Here is a 16,891-nt window from a genome sequence, read left to right as displayed (position 1 = left end):
TCAGTCGCGCGGATAGGCAAGGAATATGTGGTTCAGTATCGCGTTTTGCATGAGGATGTCTCCGAAAACCTCTTCGCCCTTTGCAGACCAATGGTCTGTGTCCTCATACGTGTACTCATTGTCGACAACGAAGAGCGCCTGCGTCAGCTTTCCAATCGTGTCGAGCTTGGACACGTAGGCAACCGGAACGTTTTTCAGCAATCTGCGAATCTCGAGTTCCACGTCGTCGATGTGTTCGTTTTGATGGCTGAGGAACGCCTCCCCCACTGCGGGTTTAGCCACAGGCACAAAATGCTCGACCTCGTAGTTCGGCTCCCACTGCGGCCCTACCCAAACGGTAGGCACGCCGTGCCGCCCTACCTCCGACACGAAGTCGACGGTCTTTTGTAAGACGGCCGTGTCTATTGGCAGGCGGCCGCCATAGGTGAGGAAGTAGCTCCCCATCTGCGTGAATACGATGTTGTCGATTTTTCCTTTGTTGGCTTCGAGGAAGGCCCGCAGTTCTTCGAAATAGCAGCCGGGCTTGGGGTCGACAGGCCTGCAACCCGGCCCGGTCAGCCCGATCACATGGCGTTTGTGGCTGTTGTAGGCGAGCGCATTGAACAGGTCTTCGGCGTGACTGTCTCCCAATACGAGAACAGCCGAGCCTCGTTCAGAAAAGCATCTGTCCAGCTTCGTTTGCAGATCTTGGGTTATTTGCGGCGTCTGATACTGGCAGGTCTCTTCGATTGCGATTTGCCTGTTGGCGCTGGCAAGCAATCTCGCGGTTTCGGGTGATAGCCTCCAATCCCAACCCTTTCCGAGGACAACCAACCCCCCAAATATGAGGATCGCCGTTCCCGTTGCCACGACCCGCGTGACAAACCGTCTTGTCCTTTTCGAGTGAGGCTTCGCGTATCGGAAGGGCTCTTCGACCAGGCGATTCAGTGCTATTGCCAGCGCAATGGAAGTCGCTAGCAGCGCCAGACGGTCGAGCCCCGTTAGCGGCCGATAATTGAAGTAGTAGTAGAAGACGAACAACGGCCAGTGCACCAGATATAGCGAGTAGCTGATCTTTCCGATGCCGACGCTGAGCGGGTTCTTCGTGAGCAGGCCGACGAACTTCGCGTCGCGGGCGTAGATAATCAAAGCTGCGCCCAGTGTGGGGACGAGAGTTAAAATGCCGGGAAAATGAGAGCTGGGGGTCAGCAGATGGGCCGCGGCGCCGATCATCGCAACGCCGCAAACGGCGGCGAATTCTGCTGGAAACCCTGGTTTTTCATATTTTCCCAACCAGACGAGCCCAGCGCCCAAAGCGAATTCAAAGACGCGAAACGGCGTGAGAAAGAATGCAGCCGATCGGTCGATCCAAAATTCTGCTGCTACGAGGCTTGCAATCGAGCTGACGATCAAAGCGCTGAAGAAGGCTTTCCGGCCCAGCTTTAGAGCAAAGAAAAGGAAGACAGGCCAGACAAGGTAGAACTGCTCTTCAACGCCTAAGGACCACGTGTGGAGCAGAGCCTTGAACTGTTTATCAATGTCAAAATAGCCGGATTCAGAGAAGAAGAAGATGTTGGAGACCGACAGCACCGCTGTCATCAGCTCGCGGGCAAATCTCTTCAAGTGCTCAGGTGAAAAGATGACAACAGCCGCTAGCAAACTTACCACCAGGACGCAAGCGAGTGCGGGGAACAGCCTGCGCGCCCGCCTCACGTAAAATTCAAAAAACCTGAACTCGCCAGTCGTTGCGATTTCCTGCTGGATCAGACGGGTGATCAAGTAGCCGCTGATGACGAAAAAGACATCCACGCCGACGAAACCACCGGCGAAGCCCGGGACGCCGAAATGGAAGAACACTACGATCAGCACGGCGATTGCACGCAGGCCATCAATCTCAGGTCTATATGCAAATCGCATCAAGTCTTACCAATCATCGAATCCGACTCATTGAGCTACGAGGATCGCAGCCGATATGGCGGTTCCGCCGCATATCGGGTTGCAATCGAACTGATCACCTTGGGAATGGCGGCAGAAGCGTCGTCATATAGATTTAGAAACTGTCATATAGATTTAGAAACTACTTTGTCGCAAGTTGGAACGCGAATGAGGCCGCGCTTTGCATGTGGACCATTGCCTCTCACTTGACCTGGATCGCCACCATGCCTTCGTCCTTGACCTGGCGGATGGTGAGCGCGGTGCGCACCGTGTCGACATTGGGCGAGGAGGTCAGTTCCTCGATGACGAAGCGCTGGAATGCGCCGAGGTCGCTCGCCACGCAATGGAGCAGGAAGTCGGATTCGCCCGAAACCATCCACGCCTCGCGCACGATCGGCCAGCCGCGGGTGCGCTCGGCGAAAGCCTTCAGTTCGCTTTCGGCCTGGTGGTGCAGGCCGACCAGGCAGAAGGCCACGACATCCATGCCGAGCGACGGGCCGTCGAGCAGCGCGCGGTAGCCGCGGATGATGCCTGAGTCCTCCAGGCGCTTGACGCGCCGCAGGCAGGGCGGGGCGGAGATGCCGATGCGCCGCGACAGTTCGACATTGGTGATGCGCCCCTCGTTCTGCAGCTCGCGCAGGATTTTCCAGTCGATCGCATCGAGTTCGGCCTTGATCGGCATTTTTTCTTCCGTGTTGAGGACCCGACGGAGCCGGCGGTCTGTCATTAAACCATTGGTGGTTGTCCGTCAGGCCCGGTTTTGCGGAATTTTGCAAGCCGCATGCCGGTTTGAAGCCGGCCGGGGCCGAAGCTTTCCGGGGACGATTGCGCCGCCGCCTTGCTGACTTGACGGGCAACACCTAGATTAAGGGCCGATTTTCAGGATCACCAAGCCGGCGCATTGCGCTCAGCCCTCTGTCGAAAGCACGTTCATGACCTCCAAGCATGCGCCCGTCCTCATCATCGGCTCCGGTCCGGCCGGCTATACGGCGGCCATATACGCGGCGCGCGCCATGCTGAAGCCGGTCCTGGTCGCCGGCCTGCAGCAGGGTGGACAACTCACCATCACCACCGACGTCGAGAACTACCCCGGCTACGCCGATCCGATCCAGGGGCCGTGGCTGATGGAACAGATGCTGAAGCAGGCGGAACATGTCGGCACCGAGATCGTCAACGACGTGATCACCGAGGTCGACCTGAACGTCCGGCCGTTCCGGGCGACGGGCGATTCCGGCACCGTCTACACCACCGACGCGCTGATCATCGCCACCGGCGCCCAGGCCAAATGGCTCGGCATCCCGAGCGAGCAGACCTATATGGGCTTCGGCGTCTCGGCCTGCGCCACCTGCGACGGCTTCTTCTACCGTGGCAAGGATGTCGCGGTGGTCGGCGGCGGCAATTCGGCGGTCGAGGAGGCGCTCTATCTTTCGCACATCGCAAAGAGCGTGACGGTGATCCATCGCCGCAACGACTTCCGCGCCGAGCGGATCCTGCGCGAGCGGCTGTTCAAGAAGGACAACATCAAGGTCATCTGGGACACGGTGGTGGAAGAGATCACCGGCCGACCCGGCAAGGCGCCGATGCCGCCTTCGGCCGACGGGCTGAAGTTGAAGAATCTGGTGACCGGAGCGGAAACGCATCTCAAGGTCGATGGCGTGTTCGTGGCGATCGGCCATGCGCCGGCGGTGGAACTGTTCGCGGGCAAGCTGAAGCAGAAGCCCAACGGCTATCTGTGGACCGCTCCCGATCTGACCCAGACAGACGTGCCGGGCGTGTTCGCGGCCGGCGACGTGACCGACGACGTCTATCGCCAGGCGGTGACGGCGGCCGGCCTCGGCTGCATGGCGGCGCTGGAAGCGGAAAAATACCTCGCGAGCCTCGAAGAGGTTCGCGAGGCGGCGGAATAAGGTGTGTTGAACTGAAACTCGACACACCTAGACCGGCAAAGCCGGCTGGGAACAACTAACTGGCGCAGGTCATCGGGAGGCAGCCGCTTCCCGGGCGAATGCGAACGAGGGGGAGAGATGTCTCTGGACTGGGACAAGTTACGCGTGTTTCACGCTGCCGCGGAGGCGGGCTCGTTCACGCATGCCGCCGAGACGCTGAGGCTTTCGCAATCGGCGATCTCGCGGCAGGTCAGCGCGCTCGAGCACGATGTCGGCGTGCCGCTGTTCAACCGGCATGCCCGCGGACTGGTGCTGACGGAGCAGGGCGAGATGCTGTTCCGGACCGCGCACGACGTGTTGATGAAGCTCGAAAACGTCAAGACGCGGTTGACCGAGACGCTGGAGAAGCCAACCGGCACGCTGCGCGTGACGACGACTGTCGGGCTTGGCACCGGCTGGCTCACCGAGCGCGCCAAGGAATTCCTCGAGCTTTATCCGGAGATCAACCTGCAACTGGTCTTCACCAACGAGGAACTCGACCTGACCATGCGGCAGGCCGACTGCGCCGTGCGCCTGCGCCAGCCGCAGCAGCCGGATCTGATCCAGCGCCGGCTGTTCACCGTCCATCTGCATGTGTTCGCCACGCAGGCCTATATCGACCGCTACGGCAAGCCGATGTCGGTCGCCGAACTCGACCAGCATCGCATCGTGACGTTCGGCGAACCGGTGCCGGCCTATCTCGCCGGGCTCAACACTCTGGAGACGATCGGCCGGCTGGAAGGAACCAGACGCGCCGCGGTTCTCCAGATCAACGACCTGATGTCGATACGCAGGGCTGTCAGACGCGGCCTCGGTATCGCCATGCTGCCGGACTACATGGCCGACAAGGAATCCGGCCTCGTGCCGATTCTGCCAGAAGTCGAAGCGCCGTCCTTCGATACCTTCTTCGTCTACCCCGACGCGATGAAGAACCAGGCCAAGCTCAAGGTTTTTCGCGATTTCATGTTCGCCAAGGCGCGCAACTGGTCCTATTAGCGCGCCGTGCGTCTCCTTGGACGCGCCAAGGACGCGCTAAGACTTTGAATTTGCGCATGAGCCTTTCCGAAAACCGAGTCCGGTTTTCGGGGTCATGCGCTAAGGCGCCACCCAAGGCGTGAGACGGGGCAGCCAGCCCGGGACGGCGCGGCGGTAGGCCTCATATTCGTCGCCGTAGCGGCGGGCAAGCGTCGGCTCCTCGTAGAGCCGGACGAAAGTGAATACGGCGGCCGCGACGACGCCGGCGTAGAGAACCAGTGACCAATCCGCGAAAAGCAGCGCCTGCCCGATGATGATCGACAGGACCGCCACATACATCGGGTTGCGCACGTAGCGATAAGCGCCGCCGACGACCAGCCTTTCGGTGGGCGCAATAGGAGCGGGCGTGCCGGCGCCCTCGAAGGCAAAGCGCGCGAAGGAATGAAGAAGGACCGCAAGGCCGGCCATGACCAGGATCGACCCCGCCGCGATCATAGCGGCCGACGAAGACAAGGGCAGGCCGTAGCCGTTCGTCAGCAACCATGGAGCCAGACCGGCCACCACGCCCGGCACCAAGATCAGGAACGCCGCGCTGCCGGCGATGGCCGAAGGCTTACGCATCGTCGTTTCTTTCAATTCTCCGCGGAGGCGGATAGACCGCACCGGGTTGGCCTGGTTCAAGCATCCGGCTTCGCGTCTCTTGGTTCTATCTGGTAGAAGTGAAGCTTATACCACAGGGTGCGTCATTTTGCATGGGAGCATTGCAAACTGGGTGCTTGTTTCCTGAGCAGGACCAGCCCATATATTAAACATCTTCCGGGCGCGTTCCTCCTCCCATTAGCGCCTGGGAGTGTTCCCCTCTGGAGGTTTAGCCTTAATCGGCACTTCCAACAAACTCAGCCGGGTCTTCTCAGATCCGGCTTTTTTGTTGCCCGAAACGGGTGAACGGCGCCCGGCAGCCGAAATTTCAGCGGCCAACCGTTATTTTGATCAGCCGGATACCGAAACCAGCCGGCAAGCGGCGGACGTCAAACGGCTCGCCGCGCGCTTTTAGCCGGCCATCATACACCCGGGATAGCTGCATCGGAATCGCGCAGGCGCTCGCGATGCTTGCTCATTTGTGAAGCGAGGACCTGCGGCTGCCGCCTGGGTTCCCGCCGATATCCGCGCCTTGCAACAGTTACAGCCGCCGTATTCGCCCGCACGTAACGGTTATATGTAACATCCGGTAACCTGCCGCGAGCGCCCTTGATTTGCTACCCAGAAAACAGGACGCGGCGTTTCGGGCGTTTCGGGAGATGGGGGCATCACTCGAAAAATCCGAGGCTTAGGCAGCCGTCGCGTCCGGCCTATTCAGATGCCGTCCGGCATCAAATCCAATCGCTGTCCCTTGGACGGCGAACGACGCGGCGGACCTGACGTGCCGCCATCCTCCCGCCCGTTCCCCAACGGCGGTACGGTCCGCGAAAAACGGCGTTCGAGACCCCCGGACGCCGTTTTTCTTTGTCGGAAAGCTTCACGTCGCTTTGGCGGAGTCCCCCCACCACTCAGGTCAATCGCATATTGAGAGTGGGTCGTTTCGACCCCCACTCCGAACGCTTCGCGGACACCTCTCCCCCGTTTCGACGGGGAGAGGAAGCGCCGGGTGGAAGCTCGGCCTTGCCCTCAAGCCGCCTTGCCGTTTGCGTTCATCGCCTCGTCGGCAAGCCGGCCGGTCAGTTCCGCCATGTGGTCGAATTCGGCTCGGTAGCTCGCCACGCCGGAGGTCGCCGACCTCCAGTTCGATGATAAGGTCGCCGATCTCGGATTGCGGCATCATCGCCTCGACCACGTCCCATCCCGGCCAGCCGGGGCGGGCGTCGTAGCCGAGGATCTGGCCTCGGCGCTGGGGTATGATGCCGGTGATCTTGGCGGTCGCATCGGAAGGCGTGAAGATCTCGACCTTCATGATCGGCTCGAGCAGCACCGGAGAACACGCCGCCATGCCCTCCCTCATGGCGATCTTGGCCGCCATCTGGAAGGCCATGTCGGAGGAATCGACGGCGTGATAGGAGCCGTCGGACAGGTTCACCGCCACATCGACCACTGGAAAGCCGAGCGGGCCGGATTTCAGGTAGTCGCGGATGCCGGTCTCCACCGACTGGATGTAGGTCTTGGGCACGACCCCGCCTGTGATAGTGTCTGTGAACTGGAAGCCGGTACCGCGCGGCAGCGGCTTGATCTCCAGCACCACGTCGCCGAACTGGCCGTGGCCGCCCGACTGCTTCTTGTGGCGGCCGCGCTGCTGCGTCGATTTGCGGATCGTAGAGCGATAGGGGACGGCCGGCGCCCTGCCTTCGATCGCGATCTGGTTCTTGCCTTCCAGGCGCTCCACGGTGACGCGCAGGTGCATTTCGCCGTGGCCCGAAATCACCGTCTCGCCGGTGTCCTGCTGGTGGCGCAGGCCGAGCGAAGGGTCTTCGTCCGCCAGCCGATGGATCGCCGCCGACATCTTGACCTCGTCCTTGCGCTCCTTGGGGCGGAGCGCGAAGGCATAGACGGGCTGGGCAGGCTGCAGGCCGACGAGTTGCGCCGCGCCGCCCTTGGCCGAGCTCAGCGTCTGGCCGGTGCGCGCATCTTCGAGCTTGCCCAGCGCCACCGTGTCGCCGGCTTTCGCGACGGTCAGCTTGGCCTGGTCCTTGCCGAGCATACGGTAGATGCCAGAAACCTTCGCCACGGCGCCATCCGGCAGGACCAACTCCGAACCGTCGGCGACGCTGCCTGACAGGATGCGCGAGATCGACAGCTTGCCGCCATGGGCGGTGTGGATGGTCTTCATGATCTGCACCAGCGCGCCGTTGCCCTCGGGTGCGCCAAGGCGTTTCCGGGTGGCCTCGACGTCGGGCGCGTCGTGGCGGATGGCCTTCAGGAGCCTGAGCACGCCATTGCCCTTCTCGGCCGTGCCGATGAGCACGGGCGTCACCATACCCTCGCGCAGGTCGGCGGCGAGATCGTCGAACACAGCGTCGCGCGGCGGCGGAATCTCGTCGAGCAACTGCTCCATCAGGAGGTCGTCGTGGTCGGCGAGCGTTTCGAGCATGGCGAAGCGGGCTTCGACCTCGCGCGCCTTCTCGTCGCCCGGGATCTCGGCGATCTCGCTCTCGGCGTGCTCGCGGTATATGTAGGCGCGCTCCAGCGCCAGGTCGATCGAGCCGATAACGATGCCGTCCTTGCGCAGCGGGATCTGGCGCAGCAACAGCGGCGTGGAGCTTGCCGGCTGCAGCATCTTCAGCGTGTCGCGCACGCCGGCCACCGCCTTGTCGACCTTGTTCAGAAACAGGATGCGCGGAATTCCGAGGTCGTCGAGCTTGCGCATGATGAGCTGCAGGCCCGGGATCTTCTTCTCGTCGGCTTCGGCCACCACCACCGCTATGTCGCAGGCAGCAAGCACGGGTTCGGCCTCGAAGGCGAATTCGACCGAACCGGGACAATCGATGAAGGTCAGGCTCTCGCCCATGAATTCTGTCGTCGCAACGGTCGCCTCGACGCTCATCGCATGGGCGCGCGCTTCCGCGGAATGATCGGAAACCGTGTTGCCTGACGAGACGGGATTTTGTCGGGGGATTGCTCCGGTGCGGGCCAGAATGGCCTCAAGGAGCGTTGTTTTGCCGCTTGCGAAGGGACCGACCATGGCGATGCATTTCGGTCCCGTACGCCTTCCTCCTGCGCGATTTCCCATGATCGGACGACCTCCTCCTCAAATGTTGAACATCGAGGCGGCGGCCGGCCTCCTCCGGCCGTCGCGGAGCGGGACCGGTTTTGTCCCGCCGTCATTTCATCGTCACATGGGAGAGGCGGGAGGGCAAGAGGCAAGCAGGCGCGAAGGTCACCGCACGACCGGATTGGGCCACGGCTTATGTCGAGATTTTTCTCCCGGCGGCGGAGCGGTGGCTACTTGCCGGCGGCGGCCAGCGTGGGCCCGGTGCCGGCAGTGGCGGGTTTTCCCGACCGCTCGGCAAGGGCCACCTCGCCGCGGAAACGGTCGAGCAGATAGGGCGCGATTTCGCTGGCGGGCGCCGGACGGCCGTAGAGATAGCCTTGGAAATGGTCGCAGGCGAGAGAGGCCAGCACCTGCGCCTGATGGTCGGTCTCGATGCCCTCGGCGGTCACGCTCATATCGAGCTTGTGGCCGAGCATGATGATGGTGTCGAGGATCTCGCGCGCCTGGCTGTCGTTCTGCTCGAGCGCGGCAATGAAGGAGCGGTCGATCTTCAGCTTGTCGAAGCCGAATTGCCAGAGATAGCCGAGGCTCGAATATCCAGTGCCGAAATCGTCCATGGCTATGGACACGCCGAGCGCGCGCAGTTCCTTGAGCTGGCTTGCGATGCAATCAGTATTTTCCATCAGCATCGATTCCGTCACTTCAAGCTCTAGCTGGCTGCCCCTTAGGCCAGACTGCGCCAGCGCGTGCTTGACCTGGCCAACCAGGGTCTGGTCCTGGAACTGCCGCACCGAGAGATTGACGGATACGGTCAGATGCGAAGGCCAGGAGGCGGCGGTGGCAGTCGCCTGCTCGATGACCCATTTGCCGACCTGGTTGATGAAGCCCATCGATTCGAGAACCGGGATGAAGGTGATGGGTGGCACGTGACCGCCCTGGCCGTCGGACAGCCTCAGCAAGGCCTCGAAACCCGCGCAGGCCCCGGTGTCGGCGCGCAGAAGCGGCTGGTAGTAGAGCTCGAAACGCTCGTTTTCCACGGCCTCGCGGAGCTGCTGCTCGAGCGCCCAGCGGGCGCGCATGGCGTCTTCCATGCTCTCGCAGAAAACGCGGTGGGTGTTCTTGCCGTCGATCTTGGACTGATAGAGTGCGACGTCGGCCTTGTGCATGGCGTCCGCCATATCGGTCGGCTGGTCGACGATATAGATGCCCGAACACAGCCGCCCGGAAACGGTCTTGCCGCGGATGACGATCGGTTCGCCGACGGCGCGCCTCAGCCGCTCGACAAAGTCGACCACTTCGTCGGCGCCGCGACCTCGCAGCGCCAGGGTGAACTCGTCGCCGCCCGGCCGGGCCACGATGTCGTCCTCGCCGCACAGGCGCTGGATGCAGCGCGCTACGTGTTTCAGGAACTCGTCGCCGGCTTCGTGGCCGTGCGTATCGTTGATCGCCTTGAAGTCGTCGACATCGAGAAACACGACGGCAAGCTGTTCGTCGGCCTGTCGCTGGAGGAGGGCTTCCGACAGACGGTCCGTGAAGCTGGCGCGGTTGAGCACACCCGTCATCGGTTCGTAGCGGGCGAGATATTCCACATGCCGCTTGGCTTCCCGCCGCCTGGCGGCTGCGGAACAGGAAGGCGAGCGTGGGCAGGCCGAACATCAGGGCGGCTGCGATCGCGAGACCGGCCGCCACGGTCGTGAACGTCGTCTTGAACAACGCCGCGGTCTGGGTCTGATCGATATAGACCTCGACGACGCCCCGCGCCTGTCCCTGGCCGTCGACGATCGGCACATAGGCCTCGACATAAAGCGGCGGCCGGTTCTTCTTGCCGGTGCCGTCGTTGAGCGAGATGTTGCTGATGCCGGTTTCCAGGACGGCGGCGGCCTTGGCGCTGTGCTCGTATGAAGCGCCTTCCTTCACGTATGCGGCCTCGTCGGAGACCAACTTGGTGCGGCCGTCGCGGTCGAACAGCTTGAAACGGAAGACGTCGCCGACATTCTCGGCCGTGGCGATCACGGCCAACTGCGCCGCGTCGGGCCGGCCGGAGGCGATGAGTTCGTCCAGGCGCGGCATGTTGCCGATAAAATAATCCGCCCAGTCGCGGGCCTTGCGGTCGGCATCGACGGAGACCGCCTTGTTGACCGTCAATCCGATGCCGAAGAAGACGGCGCTTCCGAGCGCCAGCATGCCGAGCACGGCGACGAATATCGATCGGGCAGTCGCTGACTTCACGGCCAATCCCCCCGGACTTGGCAAAACACGTCGCCGAAGCTAACCGATGCGCAGTGTAGGATCGGTTAATCGGGAATGGCCTGCCGGATTGACCGAAAATGACAAAAGCCCGGCGCGGTGACCGGGCTCCCATCTAAGTGCATGTCCTGTCGCGGCTTAGCTCAGGCTGGCAGTGAAGCGCTGGATGCGCGTGCAGGCCTCTTCCAGAAGCGCCTCGGAGGTGGCGTAGGAGATGCGGAAGTTGGGCCCGAGGCCGAAGGCCGAGCCGAACACTACCGCGACGCCTTCCGCCTCCAGGAGTTCGGCGCTGAAGGTCTCGTCATTGTCGATGACTTTGCCGGACGCTGTTTTCCTGCCGATCAGCCCTGCGCAGGACGGATAGACGTAGAAGGCGCCTTCGGGTGAGGGGCAGGTGATGCCGCGCGCCTGGTTCAGCATCGACACGACGAGGTCGCGCCGCCCCTGGAAGATCGCCTTGTTTTTCGCGATGAAATCCTGCGGGCCGTTGAGCGCCTCGACCGAGGCCCATTGCGCGATGGTGCAGGCGCCGGACGTCTGCTGGCCCTGGATCATGTCCATCGCCTTGATCAGCTCGACGGGTCCCGCGGCATAGCCGATGCGCCAGCCGGTCATGGCATAGGCTTTCGACACGCCGTTCATGGTGAGCGTGCGGCCGTAGAGCGCCGGCTCGACCTCGGCGATCGTCTTGAAGACGAAGTCGCCGTAGGTCAGGTGCTCGTACATATCGTCGGTGAGCACCCAGACATTGGGATGCTTCAACAGGACCTCGGCGAGCGCCCGGAGTTCGGCTTCGCTATAGGCGGCGCCCGACGGGTTGGACGGCGAGTTCAGCACGAGCCATTTGCTGCGCGGGGTGATCGCCTTTTCGAGCGCGGACGCCGTCAGCTTGAAGCCGTTGTCGATCGTGGTCTCGGCGAAGGTGGCGGTGCCACCGCAGAGCGCGACCATCTCGGGATAGCTGACCCAGTACGGCGTCGGGATGACGACCTCGTCGCCGGGGTTAAGCGTCGCCATGAAAGCGTTGAAGAGTATCTGCTTGCCGCCGGTGCCGACGATCGTCTGCTCCGGGCGGTATTCCAGATTGTTCTCGCGCTTGAATTTCTTTGCGATCGCCTCGCGCAGCGGCGCGATTCCTGAAACTGGCGGATACTTGGTCTCGCCGCGGCGGATCGCCTCGATGGCGGCGTTCTTGATGTTATCGGGTGTATCGAAATCCGGCTCGCCGGCGCCGAGGCCGATCACGTCGCGCCCTGCATTTTTCAGTTCGCGCGCCTTCTGCGTGACCGCGATGGTCGCGGAGGGTTTTACGCGCGAAAGGGCATCGGCAAGGAAGGCCATGACAGCAATGTCTCCGGTTCATGGTTTTCGGCAACAGAAAATCGGCCGCGCATCTCATGTCGGATTGCGCGCGAAATCGCAAGTGCCGTGGGCGCCGTGTGATGATTCTGCCGCCGCGTTAACCGCCGGTCAAACTTGCCCTGATAGAAGCTGGCGCAACGGCCGATCAGAGCCGACGAACAGGGCAGTTGCGTTTAAGTGAAGTCCGGGTCTCCCAGCCGCTCGCTGGATGACGCCCCGTCGGGCTGCTCAGACGCTTCCGTCCCAGGGAGCGCAGCCAATGACCGAGCGAAGGAATATTCCATCCGATCTGGTGCGTGCACTTTTTGCCGACGAGGTCGGCATCGAAACCGGCATCTATGGGCAATACCGCCTGAAGACCGCCCATCAGCCGATCTTCAGCCGCGAGGGCGGGAACCTCGTTCCGGTCGCCGTCGAAGCGCGGGTGGCTCCGCTCCGTCAAGGAAGCCCCGTCGCACCCGCTGAATTCTTCGAGGAAACGCCGCAAGCCGACCGGAAATTCGTGGAGGTGCTGTGCAGAACGCTGCATCTGCGCAACCAGCGCAATGTCGGCGTCGACGATCCCGAACTCTTTGACCTCTACCTGACGATCGATCCGCGCCACGACGATGGCCAGCAAGGTTCGGTCGCAGTGATCGCGGAACGAGCCGGCGTTCCCGCCGACATGATCATCTGCGAGATCGCCGACGCGCCGAATCTCGATCCGAAGGCGCTGACGGCGCTGACCCGCCAATTGCGCGGCCACGGCATGCGCGTCTCGGTTGCGGAGTTCCGCGTCGGGTTGCCGGCGATCGAGCGGATATCGCAGATCGAGCCGGACATCATCAAGATCGACGGCGCCTGGTTTCGCGGCGTGCAGGAAAGCGCGGAGACCGCCCGGCTGTTTCCAGCGGTGATCACGGCGTTCAAGGGGCTTGGCGCAAAGCTCCTGGTGCAGGGCATCGAAACGCCCGCCGAACTGGAAGCGACAGTTGAGGCCGGCGCGGATTACCTGCAGGGGATGCTGCTTGCGCCGTCGACGCTGGCGGGGTCGGCTTTGGACGAAAAGCCAAGGAAGATCGAGGCGATGCTTCGCCGCGGGGGCAAGCTTGCCAACTCCGGCAGAAACCATCAGCAGCGCTGATGGTCGCGCCAAAACAAATGACTGGATGGTTGTTGCGTCCGACGCGATAGATTGGCTTCACACGTTAGAGCGCCGCGCGTGCTTTTCGGACGCGCAGGACGCTCTGAGACTGTAATCCGCGCATGACTTTTCCGAAGCCGACTCCGGTTTTCGGAGTAATGCGCCAGGAGCCGGACGCGCATGACGGTAATCTATGGAATGATCGACAGCGGCAATTGCTATAAGCCGCGGCTCTTGATGGCCAAGCTCGGCCAGCCCTTCACGCATGTCGAGGTGAGTTCGCACGACGGCTCCACGCGTTCGGCCGAATATCTGGCGAAGAACCCCAACGGAATGGTCCCGCTGCTCGAACTGGATGACGGACGGCTGCTCGCCGAATCCAATGCCATCCTGATCTATCTCGCCGAGGGGACGCGCTTCCTGCCGGCCGACCGCTATCTCCGCGGTCTCGCCTATCAGTGGCTGTTCTTCGAGCAATACAGCCATGAGCCCTATATCGCCGTCCGCAAGGCGATCCTGACCTTTCCCGAACGCGCCAAGGACGCCACGCCTGAGCGGCTCGAACTGACGCTGACGCGCGGCAACAAGGCGCTGGGCGTGATGGAAAAGCAGTTGTCGCGGACGCCGTTCTTCGCGGGCAACGATATGAGCATCGCCGACATCGCGCTCTACGCCTATACGCACGACGCGCATAAGGGCGGGTTTGAGCTCGACGCCTATCCGGCGGTCTCGGCCTGGCTCGAACGGGTGAAGGCGGATCCGGGGCATGTGCCGGAGAAATGGCTGCCGTAAGACGCCCGATTGCCCGGCGCAGCAGCGGTTACGTCCGCCGGAAGCTCATTTTAGTTTTTTGGGCAGGCCATTTCGTGGCAGCCATCGGAACTGCATTCGATCCAACTCAGACCTTGCGTGGCAAATGTTTGCTCATACTAATGCGCGGTTCGATCGAATACCCCGCTTGCTCATAGAACCGAACAATCGCTGAGTTGGTTTCCACGACTTGTAAATTGATCTTGATACAGCCGAGTGCCACTAGGCGCTTTTCAGCTTCCAAAAGCAGCGTTTGGCCGATCCTTTTGTGGCGATGCGTTTTCAGAACGGCAATACGGGAAATCCACCCTCTATGCCCTTCGTATCCGGCCATCACCGAGCCGACAATAAGCGGGCCTACGAGGGCGACCAGCATCAGCTCAGGTTGGAAGCGCATCTTTTCTGGAATGGCGATTGAGGGCTCGTTCCAAGGACCATCATTTGGGAACGCCTCCTGCCAAAGCGCTTCAACGCCGGCAAAGTGTTCGTGCCGATAGTTCCGAATCAGGGCCATAACGCTCGTGAACGTGAAATAAGTAATTAGACTCTACTGAGAGAGATTCTGAAGCGTCAATCTTCCGCTTTCCACCCACAGCGGACCATTGGAAACAATCGCAATGGGACCTTGGGTGGCAGTTGCCACCGAAGTCGGAAATTGCTGAGCCTATCTCCAGACGACAAAAAGGCGGGAATTACCCCGCCTTCCGCTGCCAGTCAGACTGATCTGGAGCCAGTCTCGCGAAGCCTGCAGCAATCCGCTGCCCCGGTCTTCGATCGACGTGCTCCGGCGCGCTTGTCGCGCAGCCGCCAGTACATCCGTGACTTGCTGAGCGCTCCGGACTTTCGTCCGGGCGCGCCAGTTAAATCAGCCTGCCTTGCTGAGGCTGCCGGCCGAGGACTTGCCGGTGCGGCGGTCCTGCTCGATCTCGAAGTTGATCTTCTGACCTTCAACGAGGTTCGACATGCCAGCGCGTTCGACAGCGGAGATGTGGACGAAAACGTCCGCGCCGCCATTGTCAGGCTGGATGAAGCCGAAACCCTTGGTTCCATTGAACCACTTTACGGTACCAGTTGCCATTTCTGTGTTTCCTTACGTTTGCAACGTTGTTTGACCAAGCGATAGCCACTTGGCCGCTGTATCGAGATTTTTGGGGACGTCAGCAAACGCGAAAAATCGCGGGACTACTAGATCGATCGGCCGAAAATATCAACGAGGCTCATATAGAGGATAGCGGAGACGAATACAAGAGGTTGAGCGAACGAACGATCACCGGCTTGTGATCGCAACCGTTGCTGGCGGGGCTAGGCGGCTGCAACAAACACGGCTTCACTGCCGTATCTTGGGATGCTGGCAGTCATTGGAGGCCACCATGAAAGCTGCGTCTATTGCATTGTTCCTCACGCTGCTCGCCGGCGACGCCCATGCCATCTCAAAATACACCACAACCAGCATGAGCTGCGCCGCCATCCAGGCGGCCGTGATGAGCGAGGGCGCCGTCATTTTGCAATGGCGCTCCATGCGTAATCCCGGCCTGCCGCTCTACGGTCGCTATGTCGCCAACCGGCGATACTGCAAGCCCGAGCAGGTGGCGGAGACAGCCTTCGTGCCCACGCGCGATGCCAATTCCTGCCTCGTGCGCAAATGCGTGACCGTAGATTTGCTCCCAGGCCGCTGAAACATCGGGCTTTCGCGGCCGACGGATTGCAACCGGCGCTGCCACGCCGGCGTTCGTATCAAAAGCCAGGAGGATAGCCATGAAGTCTTTGCTGCTTGCCGTCTGCCTGTCGCTTCTGGCCGCCGAGGCCCAGGCGATTTCGCGCTACAATTCCACCAGCATGTCCTGCGACGAGGTGCAAGCGAGGGTGTACGGCGAGGGCGCCGTCATCCTGCGCTACCGCTCAACGCGCGATCCGAGCCTGCCGCTCTACGGCCGCTATGTGAGCGACCGCCGCTTCTGCAGCCATGACGAGGTGACGGAAACGAAGTTCGTGCCGGCGGCCGACACCCGGTCGTGCCCCGTCAGGGAGTGCGTGCAGGTCGACCCGGACGATTTCTTCATCTTCCGGCGGCGGCGATAGGTCCACAACCTAGAACCCGAACGAGGCCTGCGCCGGTGGCGGAGGACCGACCCGCACGCCTTCCATGGCGAGCAGCCGCTCCTTGGTCGTCGCGCCGCCCGGCGCCGAGAATCCGCCAAGCTTGTTGCCGGCGGCGACAATGCGGTGGCAGGGAATGACGATGGGAACCGGGTTGCGGCCGAGCGCCTGGCCGGTTTCGCGCGCAAGCCCCGGATGCCCCGCCGCCGCCGCGAGGCCGCCATAGGTCGTGGTGTCGCCGAAGCCGAGCTTTTGCGCCGCGTCGTAGATGGCGCGGCGGAACGGATCGACGCCGGCGAGGTCGACTGGAACATCGGTGAAGTCGACCGGCTCGCCGGCTGCATAGCGCAGCAAGGCCTCAATGAGCGCGACCATCGCTGCCGGCGGGTCGCCCGCGGCGCGTTGTGGTGCAGGGCCTGAACCCGAGGCGATCGCGGCGAGCAGCCGCCGTTCGGTGGCGGCCTCGCTACGCTCGGGAAGCTGTAGCCGGGTCAGGCCGGCCTCGCTCCAAGCGATGCCGATCCAGCCGATATCGGTTTCAAACAGAGTATAGGTCGAGGGTTGCTGTGCGGTTTCGGGCATCGGGATTTCCTTACCGTGATCGTTGTCAAGGTTAGCATGCACAGTCGGAAGGCACAAATCGGGAACACTGCGACCGGCACTATTGCGATCCTGCCGTCTTAATCGCGAAACCGCCACCCGATTGCCGCGCGGGCGATCGTCATGTAAGAAAACAGC

Annotated in this window: 15 protein-coding genes and 1 pseudogene; 7 read left to right on the top strand and 9 right to left on the bottom strand. The window is 62.1% G+C overall.

What is annotated here, in order from left to right:
- Together ACG873_RS17965 and ACG873_RS17960 are read right to left on the bottom strand one after the other, a co-directional pair.
- The gene (locus ACG873_RS17965) at positions 1 to 1,896 is read right to left on the bottom strand and encodes an acyltransferase family protein (RefSeq protein ID WP_394886399.1); all 1,896 of its coding nucleotides are present in this window, start codon (positions 1,894 to 1,896) and stop codon (positions 1 to 3) included.
- A 220-nt stretch (positions 1,897 to 2,116) separates the two neighbouring features.
- The gene (locus ACG873_RS17960; protein ID WP_394886397.1) at positions 2,117 to 2,596 is read right to left on the bottom strand and encodes an Lrp/AsnC family transcriptional regulator; all 480 of its coding nucleotides are present in this window, start codon (positions 2,594 to 2,596) and stop codon (positions 2,117 to 2,119) included.
- 250 nt (positions 2,597 to 2,846) lie between these two features.
- On the opposite strand from ACG873_RS17960, the gene trxB reads away from it, so the two are divergent.
- A complete protein-coding gene (gene trxB / locus ACG873_RS17955; RefSeq protein WP_394886395.1) occupies positions 2,847 to 3,821 on the top strand; it encodes a thioredoxin-disulfide reductase in 975 nt (324 codons plus the stop codon).
- A gap of 117 nt (positions 3,822 to 3,938) precedes the next feature.
- Positions 3,939 to 4,835 carry a LysR family transcriptional regulator gene (locus ACG873_RS17950; protein WP_394886393.1) on the top strand — a complete coding sequence of 299 codons (897 nt, stop codon included), beginning with the start codon at positions 3,939 to 3,941 and terminating at the stop codon, positions 4,833 to 4,835.
- A 99-nt stretch (positions 4,836 to 4,934) separates the two neighbouring features.
- On the opposite strand, the gene ACG873_RS17945 is transcribed toward ACG873_RS17950, so the two are convergent.
- From ACG873_RS17945 to ACG873_RS17935, 3 genes and pseudogenes are all read right to left on the bottom strand, one after another.
- Positions 4,935 to 5,435 (bottom strand): methyltransferase family protein, encoded by a 501-nt coding sequence (locus tag ACG873_RS17945; protein WP_394886391.1) that lies wholly within the window; start codon positions 5,433 to 5,435, stop codon positions 4,935 to 4,937.
- Positions 5,436 to 6,479: 1,044 nt separating this feature from the next.
- Positions 6,480 to 8,532 (bottom strand): annotated as a pseudogene (locus tag ACG873_RS17940) (elongation factor G).
- A 212-nt stretch (positions 8,533 to 8,744) separates the two neighbouring features.
- A complete protein-coding gene (locus ACG873_RS17935; RefSeq protein ID WP_394886389.1) occupies positions 8,745 to 10,103 on the bottom strand; it encodes a putative bifunctional diguanylate cyclase/phosphodiesterase in 1,359 nt (452 codons plus the stop codon).
- A 7-nt stretch (positions 10,104 to 10,110) separates the two neighbouring features.
- On the opposite strand from ACG873_RS17935, the gene ACG873_RS17930 reads away from it, so the two are divergent.
- Positions 10,111 to 10,416 carry a hypothetical protein gene (locus ACG873_RS17930; protein ID WP_394886388.1) on the top strand — a complete coding sequence of 102 codons (306 nt, stop codon included), beginning with the start codon at positions 10,111 to 10,113 and terminating at the stop codon, positions 10,414 to 10,416.
- A 483-nt stretch (positions 10,417 to 10,899) separates the two neighbouring features.
- Here the strand turns inward: ACG873_RS17930 and ACG873_RS17925 are convergent, their stop codons facing one another.
- A complete protein-coding gene (locus ACG873_RS17925) occupies positions 10,900 to 12,102 on the bottom strand; it encodes a pyridoxal phosphate-dependent aminotransferase (protein ID WP_394886386.1) in 1,203 nt (400 codons plus the stop codon).
- Between the two features lie 280 nt (positions 12,103 to 12,382).
- On the opposite strand from ACG873_RS17925, the gene ACG873_RS17920 reads away from it, so the two are divergent.
- Together ACG873_RS17920 and ACG873_RS17915 are read left to right on the top strand one after the other, a co-directional pair.
- A complete protein-coding gene (locus ACG873_RS17920; protein WP_394886384.1) occupies positions 12,383 to 13,246 on the top strand; it encodes an EAL domain-containing protein in 864 nt (287 codons plus the stop codon).
- A gap of 180 nt (positions 13,247 to 13,426) precedes the next feature.
- Positions 13,427 to 14,038 (top strand): glutathione S-transferase family protein, encoded by a 612-nt coding sequence (locus ACG873_RS17915; protein WP_394886382.1) that lies wholly within the window; start codon positions 13,427 to 13,429, stop codon positions 14,036 to 14,038.
- 106 nt (positions 14,039 to 14,144) lie between these two features.
- On the opposite strand, the gene ACG873_RS17910 is transcribed toward ACG873_RS17915, so the two are convergent.
- The gene (locus ACG873_RS17910) at positions 14,145 to 14,570 is read right to left on the bottom strand and encodes a GNAT family acetyltransferase (RefSeq protein ID WP_394886381.1); all 426 of its coding nucleotides are present in this window, start codon (positions 14,568 to 14,570) and stop codon (positions 14,145 to 14,147) included.
- Between the two features lie 351 nt (positions 14,571 to 14,921).
- Positions 14,922 to 15,134 (bottom strand): cold-shock protein, encoded by a 213-nt coding sequence (locus ACG873_RS17905; RefSeq protein WP_008835680.1) that lies wholly within the window; start codon positions 15,132 to 15,134, stop codon positions 14,922 to 14,924.
- Positions 15,135 to 15,426: 292 nt separating this feature from the next.
- Between ACG873_RS17905 and ACG873_RS17900 the strand changes: the two genes are divergently transcribed.
- Entirely contained in the window at positions 15,427 to 15,732 is a 306-nt protein-coding gene (locus ACG873_RS17900; RefSeq protein ID WP_394886379.1) for a hypothetical protein, read from the top strand.
- 79 nt (positions 15,733 to 15,811) lie between these two features.
- Positions 15,812 to 16,135: a hypothetical protein gene (locus tag ACG873_RS17895; protein ID WP_394886378.1), complete on the top strand. Its 324-nt coding sequence runs from the start codon at positions 15,812 to 15,814 to the stop codon at positions 16,133 to 16,135.
- 9 nt (positions 16,136 to 16,144) lie between these two features.
- Here the strand turns inward: ACG873_RS17895 and ACG873_RS17890 are convergent, their stop codons facing one another.
- Complete coding sequence (locus ACG873_RS17890) at positions 16,145 to 16,735, bottom strand: methylated-DNA--[protein]-cysteine S-methyltransferase (protein ID WP_394886376.1); 591 nt, start codon at positions 16,733 to 16,735, stop codon at positions 16,145 to 16,147.
- Between the last annotated feature and the right edge of the window lie 156 nt (positions 16,736 to 16,891).

Source organism: Allomesorhizobium aridi (assembly GCF_043769475.1).
Lineage (GTDB): Bacteria > Pseudomonadota > Alphaproteobacteria > Rhizobiales > Rhizobiaceae > Allomesorhizobium.
Note: the sequence above shows the minus strand (reverse complement) of the source record. Positions and strands in the feature narration are given on the sequence as shown.